General features: G+C 73.8%; 15 protein-coding genes. 11 read left to right on the plus strand and 4 right to left on the minus strand.

What is annotated here, in order from left to right; genetic code table 11:
* Positions 1–125: 125 nt before the first annotated feature.
* Genes ABD671_RS03060 through ABD671_RS03070 form a run of 3 tightly spaced genes read left to right on the plus strand, consistent with a single transcriptional unit; the run spans position 126 to position 5199 of the window.
* Entirely contained in the window at positions 126–1601 is a 1476-nt protein-coding gene (locus ABD671_RS03060) for a pyridoxal phosphate-dependent decarboxylase family protein (protein ID WP_344731748.1), read from the plus strand.
* Positions 1598–2932 carry a lysine N(6)-hydroxylase/L-ornithine N(5)-oxygenase family protein gene (locus ABD671_RS03065; protein WP_344731749.1) on the plus strand — a complete coding sequence of 445 codons (1335 nt, stop codon included), beginning with the start codon at positions 1598–1600 and terminating at the stop codon, positions 2930–2932. Before ABD671_RS03060 ends, ABD671_RS03065 begins: the two co-directional genes overlap by 4 nt.
* Positions 2932–5199: a GNAT family N-acetyltransferase gene (locus ABD671_RS03070; protein ID WP_344731750.1), complete on the plus strand. Its 2268-nt coding sequence runs from the start codon at positions 2932–2934 to the stop codon at positions 5197–5199. The genes ABD671_RS03065 and ABD671_RS03070 overlap by 1 nt, the downstream gene beginning before the upstream one ends.
* On the opposite strand, the gene ABD671_RS03075 is transcribed toward ABD671_RS03070, so the two are convergent.
* Entirely contained in the window at positions 5166–5336 is a 171-nt protein-coding gene (locus ABD671_RS03075) for a hypothetical protein (protein ID WP_344731751.1), read from the minus strand. The two genes, ABD671_RS03070 and ABD671_RS03075, sit on opposite strands and share 34 nt — an antisense overlap.
* Between ABD671_RS03075 and ABD671_RS03080 the strand changes: the two genes are divergently transcribed.
* The 8 genes from ABD671_RS03080 to bioD all read left to right on the plus strand — a co-directional run bounded on the left by ABD671_RS03080 (position 5335) and on the right by bioD (position 12647).
* The gene (locus tag ABD671_RS03080) at positions 5335–5631 is read left to right on the plus strand and encodes a DUF2087 domain-containing protein (protein WP_344731752.1); all 297 of its coding nucleotides are present in this window, start codon (positions 5335–5337) and stop codon (positions 5629–5631) included. The two genes, ABD671_RS03075 and ABD671_RS03080, sit on opposite strands and share 2 nt — an antisense overlap.
* The gene (locus ABD671_RS03085) at positions 5624–6238 is read left to right on the plus strand and encodes a pentapeptide repeat-containing protein (protein ID WP_344731753.1); all 615 of its coding nucleotides are present in this window, start codon (positions 5624–5626) and stop codon (positions 6236–6238) included. Before ABD671_RS03080 ends, ABD671_RS03085 begins: the two co-directional genes overlap by 8 nt.
* A gap of 41 nt (positions 6239–6279) precedes the next feature.
* Positions 6280–6645, plus strand: a complete 366-nt coding sequence (locus ABD671_RS03090) for a YbjQ family protein (protein ID WP_344731754.1) — start codon at positions 6280–6282, stop codon at positions 6643–6645.
* A 58-nt stretch (positions 6646–6703) separates the two neighbouring features.
* Positions 6704–7768 carry a biotin synthase BioB gene (gene bioB / locus ABD671_RS03095; protein ID WP_344731755.1) on the plus strand — a complete coding sequence of 355 codons (1065 nt, stop codon included), beginning with the start codon at positions 6704–6706 and terminating at the stop codon, positions 7766–7768.
* An 85-nt stretch (positions 7769–7853) separates the two neighbouring features.
* Positions 7854–9473, plus strand: a complete 1620-nt coding sequence (locus ABD671_RS03100) for a M36 family metallopeptidase (RefSeq protein WP_344731756.1) — start codon at positions 7854–7856, stop codon at positions 9471–9473.
* Between the two features lie 44 nt (positions 9474–9517).
* Positions 9518–10813 carry an adenosylmethionine--8-amino-7-oxononanoate transaminase gene (locus tag ABD671_RS03105; protein WP_344731757.1) on the plus strand — a complete coding sequence of 432 codons (1296 nt, stop codon included), beginning with the start codon at positions 9518–9520 and terminating at the stop codon, positions 10811–10813.
* Positions 10813–11967 carry an 8-amino-7-oxononanoate synthase gene (locus tag ABD671_RS03110; protein WP_344731758.1) on the plus strand — a complete coding sequence of 385 codons (1155 nt, stop codon included), beginning with the start codon at positions 10813–10815 and terminating at the stop codon, positions 11965–11967. Before ABD671_RS03105 ends, ABD671_RS03110 begins: the two co-directional genes overlap by 1 nt.
* Positions 11964–12647, plus strand: a complete 684-nt coding sequence (gene bioD / locus ABD671_RS03115) for a dethiobiotin synthase (RefSeq protein ID WP_344731759.1) — start codon at positions 11964–11966, stop codon at positions 12645–12647. Before ABD671_RS03110 ends, bioD begins: the two co-directional genes overlap by 4 nt.
* A gap of 10 nt (positions 12648–12657) precedes the next feature.
* Here bioD and ABD671_RS03120 read toward each other — a convergent pair whose 3' ends face one another.
* From ABD671_RS03120 to ABD671_RS03130, 3 genes are read right to left on the minus strand one after another with little or no spacing between them, the layout of a single operon-like run.
* On the minus strand, positions 12658–13848 hold the full coding sequence (locus ABD671_RS03120) for an amidase (RefSeq protein WP_344731760.1): 1191 nt from the start codon (positions 13846–13848) through the stop codon (positions 12658–12660).
* Positions 13849–13851: 3 nt separating this feature from the next.
* Entirely contained in the window at positions 13852–14070 is a 219-nt protein-coding gene (locus ABD671_RS03125) for a hypothetical protein (RefSeq protein ID WP_344731761.1), read from the minus strand.
* A 44-nt stretch (positions 14071–14114) separates the two neighbouring features.
* Positions 14115–14657 carry an NAD(P)H-dependent oxidoreductase gene (locus ABD671_RS03130; protein ID WP_344731762.1) on the minus strand — a complete coding sequence of 181 codons (543 nt, stop codon included), beginning with the start codon at positions 14655–14657 and terminating at the stop codon, positions 14115–14117.
* Positions 14658–14695 lie beyond the last annotated feature (38 nt).

Consider the following 14695-nt stretch of genomic DNA (forward strand, 5'->3'; position numbering starts at 1 on the left):
CGAGGCTCGCTTCGCTCGCACCTCAGTGACCGGGAGGCCAGCTCCGCTCGCACCACGGACCCGTCGTCGCCCCCTCTCACCGATATGGTTAGGTAAGCCTTACCTAATCCATCGGAAGGACCACGATGTCTCCTCTGCCTGATCCGTCCGCGCAGGACGCGATCGTCCATCCCGGCCACCTCGAGCGGCTCCGCGCCGAGCTGCTGAGCGGGGTCGACCTCCTGCTCGAGCGCCTCGGCAGCGCCACGAGCCCGGCGAGCGGCGCCGATGCCGACGAGCTGGCAGCGCGCATCGGCGCCGTCGACCTCGACCGGCCGGCGTCCGGGATGCCCGAGGCGCTCGGCGAGCTGGGCGAGCTGTGGCTGCGCGACGCCGTCTGGTTCCACGAGCCCGGCTACGCGGCCCACCTCAACTGCCCGGTGGTCTCCCCCGCCGTGGTGGCCGAGCTGCTCGTGGCGGCGGTGAACCCGAGCATCGACACCGTCGACCAGAGCATGGGCGCGACCTTCATCGAGCAGCGCCTCGTCGCCTGGACGGCGCAGCGCCTCGGCTTCCCGGCCGAGCGCGCCGACGGCGTCTTCACCCCCGGTGGGACGGCGTCGAACCTGCACGCGCTGCACCTGGCCCGCGACGAGGCCCGCGAGTGCACCGGCGCGCCGCTGGAGCGCCTGCGCATCCTCACCTCCGTCGACGCGCACATGAGCGTCGATCGCGCCGCCCGACTGCTGGGGCTGCCCGCGGACGCCGTCCTCGCGGTGCCGGTCGACGCGCGGCGCCGACTCGATCCGGTGGCGCTGTCGCGGTCGCTGGAGGCGGTGCGCGAGGCGGGGCTGACCGCGATGGCGATCGTGGCGACGGCCGGCACCACCGATCACGGGGCCATCGATCCCCTGCCCGAGATCGCGGGACTGGCAGCCGCGCACGGGGTGTGGCTGCACGTCGATGCGGCCTACGGCGGCGGGCTGCTGCTCTCCACGCGCCACCGCGAGCGGCTGGCGGGCATCGAGCAGGCCGACTCCGCCACCGTCGACTTCCACAAGACGTTCTTCCAGCCGGTGGCCTGCAGCGCGGTGGTGGTGCGCGACCGGCGCACGCTGCGCCACGTCGCCTGGCATGCCGACTACCTCAACCCGGCCGATGCGGGCGGCGCCGCCGTCCGGCCGGCCGACCAGGTCGAGAAGTCGTTGCAGACCACGCGTCGCTTCGATCCGCTCAAGCTGTGGCTCAGCCTTCGGGTGCTCGGTCCCGACGTCCTCGGCTCCTACGTCGACGCGATCGTCGACCTCGCCCGCGCGGCCCACCAGCGCCTCGAGGAGGAGCCGCACCTCACCGTGCGCAGCGCACCGGAGCTCACGACGCTGCTGCTGCGCTACGAGCACGAGGCGATGTCGCCGGAGGAGGGCGACGCGCTCGTCCCCCGCATCCGCGCCGCCCTCGCCGCCGAGGGCGAGGCGCTGGTGGCCGCCACGCGGGTCGAGGGCCGCCGCTGGCTCAAGCTCACCCTGCTCAACCCGCTGGCCACCGTCGACGACGTGCTCGCGATCGCGCACCGCATCGTCGAGGCCGGCCACGAGCTCGCCGCGACGGAGGTGAGCGCATGAGCACGCACGTCCACGACGTCCTCGGGATCGGGGTCGGGCCCTTCAACCTCGGCCTGGCGGCCCTCGCCGACCCGATCGACAACCTCGACGCCGTCTTCTGGGACGCCCGCCCGCACTTCGACTGGCATCCCGGCCTCATGCTCGACGACGCCACCCTGCAGGTGCCGTTCCTCGCCGACCTGGTGACGATGGCCGACCCGACCTCGCGCTGGTCGTTCCTCAACTGGCTCAAGGCCACCGACCGCCTCTACCCCTACTACCTGCGCGAGCACTTCCACCCGCTGCGCCGCGAGTACGCCGACTACTGCCGCTGGGTCGCCGACCGGCTGCCCAGCGTGTGGTTCGGACGCCACGTGGTCGCCGTCGAGCACGACGGCGAGGCCTACGTTGCCCGCGCCGCCGACGGGGCGAGCGTGCGCGCCCGGCGCCTGGTGATCGGCGTCGGATCGACACCGCGCATCCCCGCCTGCCTGCGAGGCGGGGACGCCGACGGCGGCGGCGCCGTCGTCCACACCGCCGACTACCTGGGCGCCCGCGATCGGCTGCAGCAGGCCCGGCGCATCACGATCATCGGCAGCGGCCAGAGCGCCGCGGAGGTCTACCACGACCTGCTGGCCGCCTCGCCCGACCACGACTACGAGCTGGTGTGGATCACCCGCAGCCCGCGGTTCTTCCCGCTGGAGTACACCAAGCTCACCCTCGAGCTGACCTCGCCGGAGTACACCGACCACTTCCACGCGCTCCCCGAGGAGACCCGCGAGCGGCTGGGCCGCGAGCAGCGCGGGCTCTACAAGGGCATCAGCGGCGAGCTGGTCGACGCGATCTCCGACCTCCACCACCGGCTGCGGGCGCACGGGCACGGGCCGCGCACGACCCTGGTCACCCACAGTGAACTGCTCGACTCCCACCGCACCGACGGCGGACGCCGACTGGAGTTCGTGCATCGCGAGCTCGGCGAGAGCTTCAGTTTCGAGACCGACGCCGTGGTGTGCGGCACCGGTTACGGCACCGAGGTGCCCGCCTTCCTCGCGCCGATCCGCGACCGGCTGCTGCTCGACGAGCGCGGCCGGTACCGCGTGACCCGCGACTACGCGGTCGACCTCACCGGGGAGGAGATCTTCGTCCAGAACGCCGAGGAGCACACCCACGGCCTGTCCGCGCCCGACCTCGGGATGGGCGCCTACCGCAACTCGGTCATCCTGCGCGGCCTGCTGGGCCGCGAGGTCTACCCGGTCGAGCGGCGGGTCGCCGTCCAGACCTTCGGGGTGCCCCACCACCTGGCGGTGCCCGTGTCGGCGTCGTCGACCGCCGTCGGGACGGGGGCCGCCTGATGTCCATCACCACCGAACCCCTGGTGCTCACCGACGCCGTCGTCGCCGAGCTGCACCGCTGGGTCACCCATCCGCGCGCGGTCTTCTGGCAGATGGGCGACGCGAGCCCGGACGACGTGCGCCGCGCCTACGCCGAGCTGATCGCCGACCCGCACCATCAGGTGCTGCTGGGCCGCGTGGACGGCGTGCCGGCCTTCCTCGCCGAGCTCTACGACCCGCGACAGGCACGGGCCTCGGAGATCGCACAGCTCGACGACCTCGAGCCCGGCGACCTCGGCATGCACGTGCTGCTCGCCCCGCCGCGGCGGCGCGTGCCGGGCCACACGCGCGCGGTGTTCGCCGCCGTCCTCGACGCCTGCTTCGCCGACCCGGCCGTCCGCCGCGTCGTCGTGGAGCCCGATGTCGAGAACGCCGCGATCGCGCGACGCAACGCCGAGGCCGGGTTCCGCGTCGTCCGCGAGATCCCGCTGGCCACCAAGACCGCCGCGTTCAGCGTGCTCGACCGTGCGACCTGGGAGCAGCGACGCCCCCGGCCCGACGATCACCTGACGCCGGCGACGCTCGCCGCGGCGCAGCGCCATCTGGTGACCAAGGCGCTGGCGGAGTTCGCCCACGAGCGCATCCTGGCGCCGCGTGCCGACGGTGACGGGTGGGTGGTCGACGGCCTCGGCGTGGAGTACCGCTTCGCTGCCGAGCAGCAGCCGCTCGACCACTGGGCGATCGACCCCTCATCGGTCGAGCGACTCGTCGACGGGCGGCCCACCGAGCTCGACGTGCAGCAGCTCGTGCTCGACCTGGCCGACCTGCTGCCGCTGGGCGACGGCGTCCTGCCGCTCTACCTGGAGGAGCTGGCCACCACGCTGGCCGGGAGGTGCTGGCGCGTGGCCCACCCGGGCCCCTCGGCGCGCGAGCTCGCCGACGCCGAGCACCTGACGATCGAGGCCGCCATGACCGAGGGCCATCCGGGCTTCGTGGCCAACAGCGGACGGATCGGCTTCGGGCTCACCGACCAGCACCGGCACTCGCCGGAGTCGGCGGCCGGGGTGCGGCTGGTGTGGCTGGCCGCCCGGCGCACGGTCAGCCGACTCTCCCTCGGCGAGGGCGTGGAGATCGACGACCTGCTGCCGGGCAAGGCCGCGCGCGACCGGTTCGACGCCCGGCTGCGCGGGCTCGGTCTCGACCCCGCCGACTACCACCTGCTGCCGGTGCATCCCTGGCAGTGGGAGCACACCCTGGCGACGACCTTCGCGCCCGACCTCGCCCGCCGCGACCTCGTGCATCTCGGTGAGGACGACGCCGTGCACGTGCCGCTGCAGTCGCTGCGCACCCTGGCCGACGCCGAGGACCCCGCGCGTCCCTACGTGAAGACGGCCGTGGCCGTGCGCACCATGGGGTTCACCCGCGGCCTCTCCCCCGCCTACATGGCCCACACCCCGGCGATCAACGACTGGGTGCACGACCTCGTCGCCGGGGACGCCGAACTGCGGTCGTGCGGCTTCGAGGTGCTGCGGGAGCGGGCGGCGATCGGCTACACCGGCGACGTCTTCCATGCGAGCGCGGCGACGGCGTCCGCACCGCAACGCAAGATGGTCGCGGCGCTGTGGCGCGAGAACGTCTCGACCCGACTGGCCGAGGGCGAGCGGGCCATGACGATGGCGGCGCTGCTGCACCGCGACCCCGACGGCGTCCCGGTGGTGCGGGAGCTCATCGAGGCGGCCGGCGCCGAGCCGAGCGCATGGATCGCGGACTACCTGCGGGCCTACGTGCGCCCGCTCGTGCACTGCCTGCTCGCCCACGATCTGGCGTTCATGCCGCACGGGGAGAACGTGATCGTCGTGCTGCGCGGGCACCGGGTGGTGCGCACGGTCATGAAGGACATCGGCGAGGAGATCGGCGTCCTGTCCGACCGGCCGCTGCCCGCAGCGTGCGAGCGGGTGCGCATGGAGGTCGGGGACGACGAGCGCGCCCTGCCAATCCTCACCGACGTCGTCGACGGCTATCTGCGCCACCTGGCGGCGCTGCTGGACGACGACGGGCTGCTGGAGGTGGCGGCGTTCTGGCGGCTCGTGCGGGACGTCGTCGACGAGCACGCCGCCGACCATCCTGCGCTGGCCGAGGCGGCGACCCGGTATGCGCTCACCCGACCGCGGTTCCGGCACTCCTGCCTCAACCGGCTCCAGCTGCGCGACCCGCGCACGATGGTGGCCCTCGACGACCAGGCCGCCTCGTTCCTCTACGCCGGATGGTTGGAGAACCCCCTGGCGTAGGGCGCGAGGCGGCCGGGCCGCGCGGAGCGGTCGATCAGGACGACGAGGATCGAGAGGGTGGAGTCGGGGTCGAGGCCGAGGTTGCCCCGTCGCACAGGACGGCAGCCGTCGGCGGCGCGGCCTAGAGTGCTGGCCATGGACCCGGAGACCTCGTGCGTGAGCACAGAGGGCCGGCGGGTGCTCGGGCACTTCCTCGACGCCGACGGCCGTCTGCACACCATCCCGACCCGGCGGGCCAAGCGGCTGGTCGTCCTCGACCATCTGGCGCAGCGCTTCGACCTCGGTCGCACCTACCTTGAACGTGAGGTGGTCGAGATCCTCAGCGCCGTCCATCCCGACCATGCCGCCCTGCGCCGCTACCTCGTCGAGGAGCAGTTCCTGACCCGCGAGGACTCCGTCTACTGGCGATCGGGCGGCACCGTCGTTGTCTGAGACCGCACCGCCACCCGAGGGCGCCACCGACGCCGTCTTCCGTGAGAGCGACTGGTACGCCGCCGATCTCGGCGCCGCCCGCTTCGTCGGCTGCCGCTTCGACCGCGTCGACCTCACCGAGGCCACCAGCCACGGCGCGGTCTTCGAGGACTGCGTCTTCGACAACTGCCGCCTCAACTCCTCCGAGCACCGCGGCACCGCGCTCCTCGGTTGCGAGGTGAACCGCACGAACCTCTTCGACTCCCTCTGGGACGGCTGCAAGGTCACCGGCACGGTCTTCCGCGAGTGCACCCTGCGCCCGATGCGGGTCGTCGGCGGCGTGTGGCGCGGCGCCGTCCTGCGCGGTGCCGACCTCGCCAAGCTCGATCTCGCGCGCCTCGACCTGCGCGAGTCCGATCTGTCCATGGCGGTCCTCACCGGCACGGTGCTGCGCGGGGCGCGGCTGGGCGGCGCGACCCTGCGCGACACCGACCTCACCGACGCCGACCTGCGCGACGCCGACCTCGGCGGCGTCGACCTCGCCGCGGCGCGGCTGCGGCGCACCCGCCTCGACCTCGCGGGCGCCATCGTGCTGGCCGAACAGCACGGCGCGATCGTCGAACCCTGACCCGACCGCCGTCCGGCGGGCGAACACGAGAGGAAACCACGATGCTGGTCGTCACCACCAACGACATCCCCGGCTGGGAGATCCGCGACGTCAAGGGCGAGGTCTTCGGCCTCACCGTCCGCAGTCGCAACGCCTTCTCCCAGATGGGCGCCGGCTTCAAGTCCCTGGTGGGCGGGGAGCTCAAGGGCATGACCGCGAACCTGGTCGAGAGCCGCAACGAGGTGATGGGCCGCATGCTGGAGGAGGCGCGCGCCCGTGGCGGCAACGCGGTGATCGCGATGCGCTTCGACACCTCCGAGATGGGCGACACCTGGACCGAGATCTGCGCCTACGGCACCGCCGTCGTCGCCGTCCCGGTCACCGAGGCCGCGCAGGAGACCGCCCGGCAGCTGGGCTACCAGCTCTGACCGGGCGGGCGCAGGTCATACTGGAGCGCCGCCGCCCTCGTGTCCTCAGGAGTCCCGCATGACCTTCTTCGACCAGCTCGCGACGTCCGTCCTCGACGGCAAGCCCGCCACCCCGGACGACGCGCTGGCCGTGCTGCAGGCCCACGACTCCGAGCTGCTCGAGGTGGTGGCGGCGGCCTCGCGGCTGCGCCGGGAGTTCTTCTCCAACACCGTCAAGGTCAACTACCTGGTCAACCTGAAGTCCGGCCTGTGCCCGGAGAACTGCAACTACTGCAGCCAGGCGGTCGGGTCGACGGCCGACATCCTCAAGTACAAGTGGCTCCAGACCGACGAGGCCCTCGAGCAGGCCGCGGCGGGCCTCAAGGGCGGCGCCACCCGCGTGTGCATGGTCTCCTCGGGTCGCGGCCCGACGAACCGCGACATCGACCGCGTCACCGACATGGTCGGTGCGATCAAGGCCGAGCACCCCGACGTCGAGGTCTGCGCCTGCCTCGGCCTGCTCAAGGACGGCCAGGCCGAGAAGCTCAAGGCCGCCGGCGTCGACGCCTACAACCACAACATCAACACCGCGGAGTCCCACCACGACGAGATCGTGCAGACCCACACCTACGCCGACCGCGTCGACACCGTCGGCAAGGCGAAGTCCGCGGGCCTCTCCCCCTGCAGCGGCCTCATCGCCGGCCTGGGCGAGAGCGACGAGCAGCTCGTCGAGGCGCTCTTCGCCCTCAAGGAGCTCGACTCCGACTCCATCCCGATCAACTTCCTCATGCCCTTCGACGGCACGCCGTACGAGAACACCTGGGAGCTCGACCCCACCCGCTGCGTGAAGATCCTGGCGATGGCGCGGTTCGTGTGCCCCGACAAGGAGATCCGCATCGCCGGCGGCCGTGAGATGCACCTGCGCTCGCTCCAGGGCCTCGCGCTGCACGTGGCGAACTCGATCTTCCTCGGCGACTACCTGACCTCCGAGGGGCAGGCCGCCGAGGCCGACCTCGAGCTCATCCGCGACAACGGCTTCGTCATCCTCGGCTCCGAGGAGCACGCCGCCCAGGAGCAGCGGGTCTCCCACGACCCGGTCAAGCGCAAGCGCGGCGCCGGCACCACGCTGGCCCCCAACGCCTGATCCCGGCGCGTCCCCGGCCGAGCGCCGAGACGAACGTCGCAGCCCTCGCGGGGTGACCCGCGGGGGCTGTCGTCGTTGAGGGTGCGTGCCGACCTCACCCCGACGCCGTTCCCTGGCCGCCGTCGCCGCCGCCCTCGTCCTCGCGCCGGTGGCGCCGCTGGTCACCGGCGGGCCCTCCCACGCCGAGCCGGAGCCGACGCCGTCCGCGACGAACCTGCTGACCGACCTCGGTCCGGCGCTCGGTTCGCCGCGGGCCTGGGCCACGCGCGCGCTCGCGCTCGAGGCCGGCCGGCTCGGCGTCGACGCCGCGTCGGTGCGGTGGGAGTCGGTGCACCGCTCCCTCATCGGCGTGCACGTGCGCGGCCGCAGCTACCGCGACGGCGTCCCGGTGGCCGGCAGCGACGTGCTGGTGAGCGCCATCGACGGGCGCATCGCGCAGGTCGCCGCGGCCCCCGTCGACCTGCCCGGCCACGCGGTGTCGCGCGCCGTGCCGACCCGCGTCGCCCGGGCCGCCGCGGTCGCCGCCATCGGCTCGACCGACCTGCTCGTCACCCCGCACCTGACCCGGGCGCTGGTCCCGGTCGGCGACCGGCTCCGTGACACCTGGACGGTCTCCCTTGTCTCCCAGGTGCCGGCGCGCGCAGCGACCGTGCAGGTCGACGCCGCCACGGGCGCCGTCCGCTCGATCGTCGACGACTCCGACGCCGCCCGCGCCAAGCGGGACGGCGGCGAGACCGTGCAGGCGCAGGTCTTCGACCCCAACCCGGTCGTCACCGCCCGCGACACCTCGCTGCGCTCCCCCTTCGAGACCGGCACCGGCGTCGACGTCCCCCTCGACAGCGCCGAACTGACCGCCCAGCTGAAGACCCGGCCGATGCGCCACCTCGACGCCTCCGCCCTCCAGCAGGGCCGCCTGCTCGGGCCGTGGGCCGACATCGTCGCGCCCGTCGGCTACCTCACCGCGCTCGGCGAGCCGCTCGGCTACAGCCGCACCGACCCGCGCTTCGTCGGGCTGATGTCCTACCTGCACGTCGACCGGTACCAGAGCTGGCTGCAGAGCCTGGGCATCAAGGACGCCAACGCCGAGCCCCAGCGCATCGTCCCGACGCTGGCGCAGGGCTACGACAACTCCTTCTACCAGCCCGGCAACGACATCATCGTCTTCGGTGGCGGCGGGGTGCCCGACGCGGAGGACGCCGAGGTGATCCTCCACGAGTACGGCCACGCGATGCAGGACGCCCAGGTGCCCGGCTACGGCGCCACCGACGCCGGCGGCTCGATGGGCGAGGGCTTCGGCGACTTCAACGCCGCCAACTACTTCGCCATGACCAGCGACGGCTTCAACGACCTGTGCGCCGCCGAGTGGGACGCCACGGCCTACTCCACCGACGACCCGCCGTGCCTGCGCCGCCTCGACTCCACCAAGCGCTTCCCGGCCGACATCGAGGGCGAGGTGCACGCCGACGGCGAGATGTGGTCGGCGTTCCTGTGGCGCGTGCGCGACCACCTCGGTCGCACCGCGAAGCAGAAGTCGGTGAACGCCATCAAGCTGGTCACCTCGATGCACGAACTGCTCACCCCGCAGGCCGAGTACGGCGACGCCGTCGCCGGTCTCATCCGCGCCGCCCGGGCGCTCGGCCACCCGGCGTGGGCGCGCGCGGTCGTGCGGGAGGCGAAGGTCACGGGGTACCCGACCACCCCCTGAGCCACCGGTCTGGAGCGGTGCCGGCGGAACCTAGACTCGCCGGGATGAGTCAGCCGCGCACCGCGCCGGACCTGCTCGCCTACGACCGCGATCACGTCTGGCACCCCTACACCTCGATGACCGACCCCGCCCCGGTGCGGATGGTCACCGGGGCCAGCGGTGTGCGCCTGCGTCTGGACGACGGCCGCGAGCTCGTCGACGGCATGTCGTCGTGGTGGGCGGCGCTGCACGGCTACAACCACCCCGTGCTCAACGCGGCGCTGGCCGAGCAGGCCGGCCGCATGGCCCACGTCATGTTCGGCGGGCTCACCCACGAGCCGGCCATCCGGCTGGCCCAGCGCCTGGTCGAGATCACGCCCGCGGGTCTCGAGCACGTGTTCCTCGCCGACTCCGGGTCGGTGGCGATGGAGGTCGCGCTCAAGATGGTGCTCCAGCACCAGCGCGGCGTCGGGCACCCCGAACGCACCCGCATGCTGACGATCCGCGGCGGCTACCACGGCGACACCTTCGGCTGCATGAGCGTGTGCGACCCCGTGGGCGGCATGCACGCGATGTTCGCCGACCTGCTCCCCCAGCACGTCTTCGCCGACCGTCCGCCCGCCGAGGGGTGCTCGGAGGCCGACCTCGCCGCCTGGACGGCGTCCTTCCGGGCGCTCGCCGCAGCCCACGCCCACGAGCTGGCCGGCATCGTCGTCGAGCCGCGGCTCCAGGGCGCCGGCGGCATGTGGGTCTACCCGCTGGAGTGCCTGCGGGTGATGCGCGAGATCGCCGACGAGCACGACCTGGTGCTCGTGTTCGACGAGATCGCCACCGGCTTCGGGCGCACCGGCAGCCTCTTCGCCGCCGACGCCGCCGGCGTGCGCCCCGACGTGCTCGCGGTCGGCAAGGCGCTGACCGGCGGCTACCTGACGATGGCGGCCGTGCTCTGCACGGGCGAGGTCGCACGCGGACTCTCGGCCTCGGAGTCCGGCGTCCTCATGCACGGCCCGACCTTCATGGGCAACCCGCTCGCCTGCTCGGTGGCGCTGGCCAGTCTCGACCTGCTCGAGCAGGGCGACTGGGCGGCGAACGTCGCGCGTATCGGCGCGGGACTGGAGGCCGGGCTCGCCCCGTTGCGCGGCACCCCCGGGGTCGCCGACGTGCGCACCCTCGGCGCGGTCGGCGTCGTCCAGCTCGACCATCCCGTCGACGTCGCGAAGGCCACCGAGGCCGCGATCGAGGAGGGCGTGTGGCTGCGCCCCTTCCGCGACCTCATCTACACGATGCCGCCCTACGTCACCGCCGACGAGGACGTCTCCCTGATCTGCCGGGCCATCGCCCGCGCGAGCGAGGTGGCCTGATGACCCCGTCCTCCCCCGACGAGTACGGCGCCGACGTCTCCTGGTCGGACTGGCTCGCCGAACAGGCCGCCTCCCGCGAGGCCGCCGGGCTCACCCGTCGGCTGCGCTCCCGCGGCCCCGACGACGCCGTGGTCGACCTGGCCGGCAACGACTACCTGGGCCTCTCCCGCGACGAGCGGGTCGTGCGCGCCGCCGCCGACGCGGCGCTGACCTGGGGCGGCGGGGCGGGCGCCTCCCGGCTGGTCACCGGCACCCTCGACCTGCACACCGAGCTGGAGGCCGAGCTGGCCGAGCATCTCGGCCAGCCCGCCGCGCTCACCTTCTCCACCGGCTACCACGCGAACCTGGCGGTGGTCACCGCGCTGGTCGACCGCGACTGCCACGTCATCTCCGACGCCCACATCCACGCCTCGCTCGTCGACGCCGTCCGGCTCTCGCGCGCTGGTCTCACGGTGGTGCCGCACAGCGACGTCGAGGCCGTCGAGGACGCCCTCTCCCGCGGCGGCGGCGAGCGCACGCTGGTGCTCGCGGAGTCGATCTACTCGGTGCTCGGCGACGCCGCACCGCTGGCCGAGCTCGCCGAGGTCTGCCACCGCCACGGCGCCCTGCTCGTCGTCGACGAGGCGCACGGGCTCGGCGTGCACGGCCCCGGGCTCGTCGCCCGCGCCGGACTGGCCGGTCACCCCTCCCTGGTCGTCACGGCCACGCTCTCCAAGGCGCTGGGCAGCCAGGGCGGCGCCGTGCTCGGCTCGGCCGACCTCGTCGACCACCTGGTCAACCGCGCGCGCCCCTTCATCTTCGACACCGGCTTGGCGCCGGCCGCTGCCGCAGCCGCCCTGGCCGCGCTGCGCATCGTGCGCGACGAGCCGCAGTGGGCCGAGCTCGTGCGCACCCGGGTCGGCGACCTCGCCGCGGCCCTGGGCGTCACGCCGCCCGCGGGCGCCGTCCTGTCGGTGCCGATGCCCTCGCCGCAGACCGCGGTGGCCGCGCAGGCCGCGGCGCTGGACGCCGGGGTGCGGGTCGGCTGCTTCCGGCCGCCGTCGGTGCCCGACGGCGTCTCGCGGCTGCGCATCACCGGCACCGCCGGGGTCGCCGCCGACGACTGGGAGCGCGCCGTGGAGGTGCTGCTGCGCGTGGTGAAGGAGCACCAGTGAGGCTGATCGTCGTCACCGGCACCAACACCGACGTCGGCAAGACGGTGGCCACCGCCGCCCTGGCCGCGCGGGCGATCGCGGCCGGCGAGCGCACCGTGGTCGTGAAGCCCGCCCAGACCGGCATCGCCACCGGCGACCCGGGCGACGCCCCCACGGTCGCCGCCCTCACCGGATGTGACACCCGCGAGTACACCCGCCTCGACGAGCCGCTGGCTCCCGACTCCGCCGCCCGCCGGGCCGGCATCACGATCCCGCCGGTGGCCGACTACGCCGCGCCGATCCTCGACCTGCTCGAGGAGTACGACACCGTCATCGTCGAGGGCGCTGGCGGCCTGCTCGTGCGCCTCGACACCGACGGCGGCACCCTGCTCGATCTCGCCGTGCTGCTCGACGAGGCCCGGCCCGGTCTCGTCGAGGTCGTCGTGGTGTGCGCCGCCGCGCTCGGCACCCTCAACCACGCCGAGCTGACGGTCGGCGCCCTCCGGGCGCGCGGCATCGAACCGGCCGGCATCGTCATCGGCTCGTGGCCCGTCGAGCCGGGGCTGGCCGAGACGGTCAACCGCGAGGAGCTGCCGCGCGTGACCGGCGTCCCGCTGCTCGCGGCGCTGCCGGCAGGTGCCGGGTCGCTGTCGCCCGAGCAGTTCCGCGGCGCAGCCGCCGACTGGTTCGCGGCGACCTGACGGCCCGGTCTCACCACACCGGCGGACGCCGATCGGCCCAGGGCGCGGCCGCCTCGACCTGCGCGGCGAGCGCGAGCAGCAGCTCCTCCTCGGCGGGCCGCGCCGCCAGCATGACGCCGACCGGAAGACCGTCGTCGGTCAGGTGGAGCGGCAGGGAGATCGCCGGCATGCCGGTGACGTTCCAGGCACTCGTCCAGGGGGTGAAGCGCTTCTGGGCCTCGAAGTCGGCGGCCGGGTCGGCGTCGTCCCGCAGCGCGCCGACCGGCAGCGGCGGGGAGGCCAGCGTGGGGGTGAGGACGACGTCGTAGGGCGCCAGCGCGAGGAGCGCGGCCGCGGCGTGCCGGCGCAGTGCGCCGATGGCGAGCCCGAACTCCGGACCGCTCACCGCGCGCCCGCGCTCGGAGAGCCAGCGGGTGAGCGGGCGCAGCAGGTGCTCGCGCCCCGGCGGTGCCGGGGAGAGGGCGGTGAGCACCGCCCAGCAGGTCTCGAAGTCGCGGACGGCGTCGGGGGCGAGCGGGCGACCGATCGGCTCGATCGTGTGCCCCAGCGACTCCAGCAGGGCGGCGGCGTCGGCGACCGCGCGCAGGCAGGCGGGGTCGACGTCGACCTCGGCGATGAGCGGTTCGGTGAGCAGCGCGACCCGCAGGGCGCCGGGCGGGCGCTCGCAGGCCGCGAGGAAGGTGCCGGACGGCGGCGGCGCCCACGAGGGGTCACCGGGCTGGCGGCCGGCGAGCACGTCGAGGAGCGCGGCCGCGTCGCGCACGGTGCGCGCGAGCGGTCCGGGTGTCGCGAGCCCGATCGGGTCGCCGTACATCGGCGCGGCGCTGATGCGTCCGCGGGTGGGCTTGAGCCCGACGATGCCGCAGCAGGACGCCGGGATGCGGATCGAGCCGCCGCCGTCCGAGCCCTGGGCGATCGGCACGAGCCCGGCACCCACGGCCGCTCCCGCACCGCCCGAGGAGCCGCCCGCCATGCGGGCGGTATCCCAGGGGGTGACGGCGGGCGGGAACCCGTCGGGCTCGGTGTAGCAGGGCGACCCGAACTCCGGCGTGCTGGTCTTGCCGAGGCTGATCAGGCCGGCGGCCTCCATCGTGGTCACCACGTGGTCGGAGGCCTCGGGCACGAAGTCGGCGTAGGCGGCCGAGCCGAACATGGTGCGCACGCCGGCGGTGGGGTTGAGGTCCTTGATCGCGGTGGGCACACCTCAGAGCGGCGCCGGGTCGTCGGGGACACGCGAGCCCATCGCCGCCGCCCGGTCGAGCGCCCGCTCGGCCGTGAGCGTGACGAACGCGCCGAGCGGCCTGGACCCGTGGTCCAGGCGCTCGACGCGTTCGAGGTGGTGCAGGACCAGCTCCCGCGGCGAGATCTCTCGCGTGCGGATCAGCCGGCCCTGCTCGAGGGCGCTGAGCTCGTGGGGTTCCACCCCCCGAACCTAACGGCTCCTCCGATGCGGTCGCCCGAGGGTGATCAGGCGGCCGCGGACTCCGGCTGCGCCTCGGCCAGACGGCGCAGGGCGTCGATCAGCTTGGTGCGTGCGGCCTCGTCGGTGATCGGGTCGGCCTCCAGGGTGGAGTGCGACACGGTGACGTCCTCGACGGGCAGGGCGCCGGCGATGCCGGCGGAGCGCAGCGCGTCGGCGTGGCTCCACTTGGCGCCGTACGGGGTCGGGGCGGCACCGACGACACCGAAGGGCTTCTTGACGAGGGCACCGGCACCGTAGGGGCGGGAGAGCCAGTCGATGGCGTTGTTGAGCACGGCCGGCATGGTGCCGTTGTACTCGGGGGTCACGGCGAGGACGCGGTCGGCGGCGGCCACGGTCTCGCGCAGCACGCGGACGGCGTCGGGCACCTGCTCGCCGTCGAGCTCCTCGTTGTAGAAGGGGAGGTCGGCGAGACCCTCGACGATGGTGACCTCGATGCCGGCGGGCGCCTCGTCGCGCAGCAGCTCGGCGATCTTGCGGTTGACGGAGTCGGCGCGGAGGCTGCCGAGGAGCAGGGCGATGCTGGTCATGGTGTTCTCCTGGTGCGGATGACGGTGTCGATGACGGT

Source organism: Nocardioides fonticola, assembly GCF_039536805.1.
Lineage (GTDB): Bacteria > Actinomycetota > Actinomycetes > Propionibacteriales > Nocardioidaceae > Nocardioides > Nocardioides fonticola.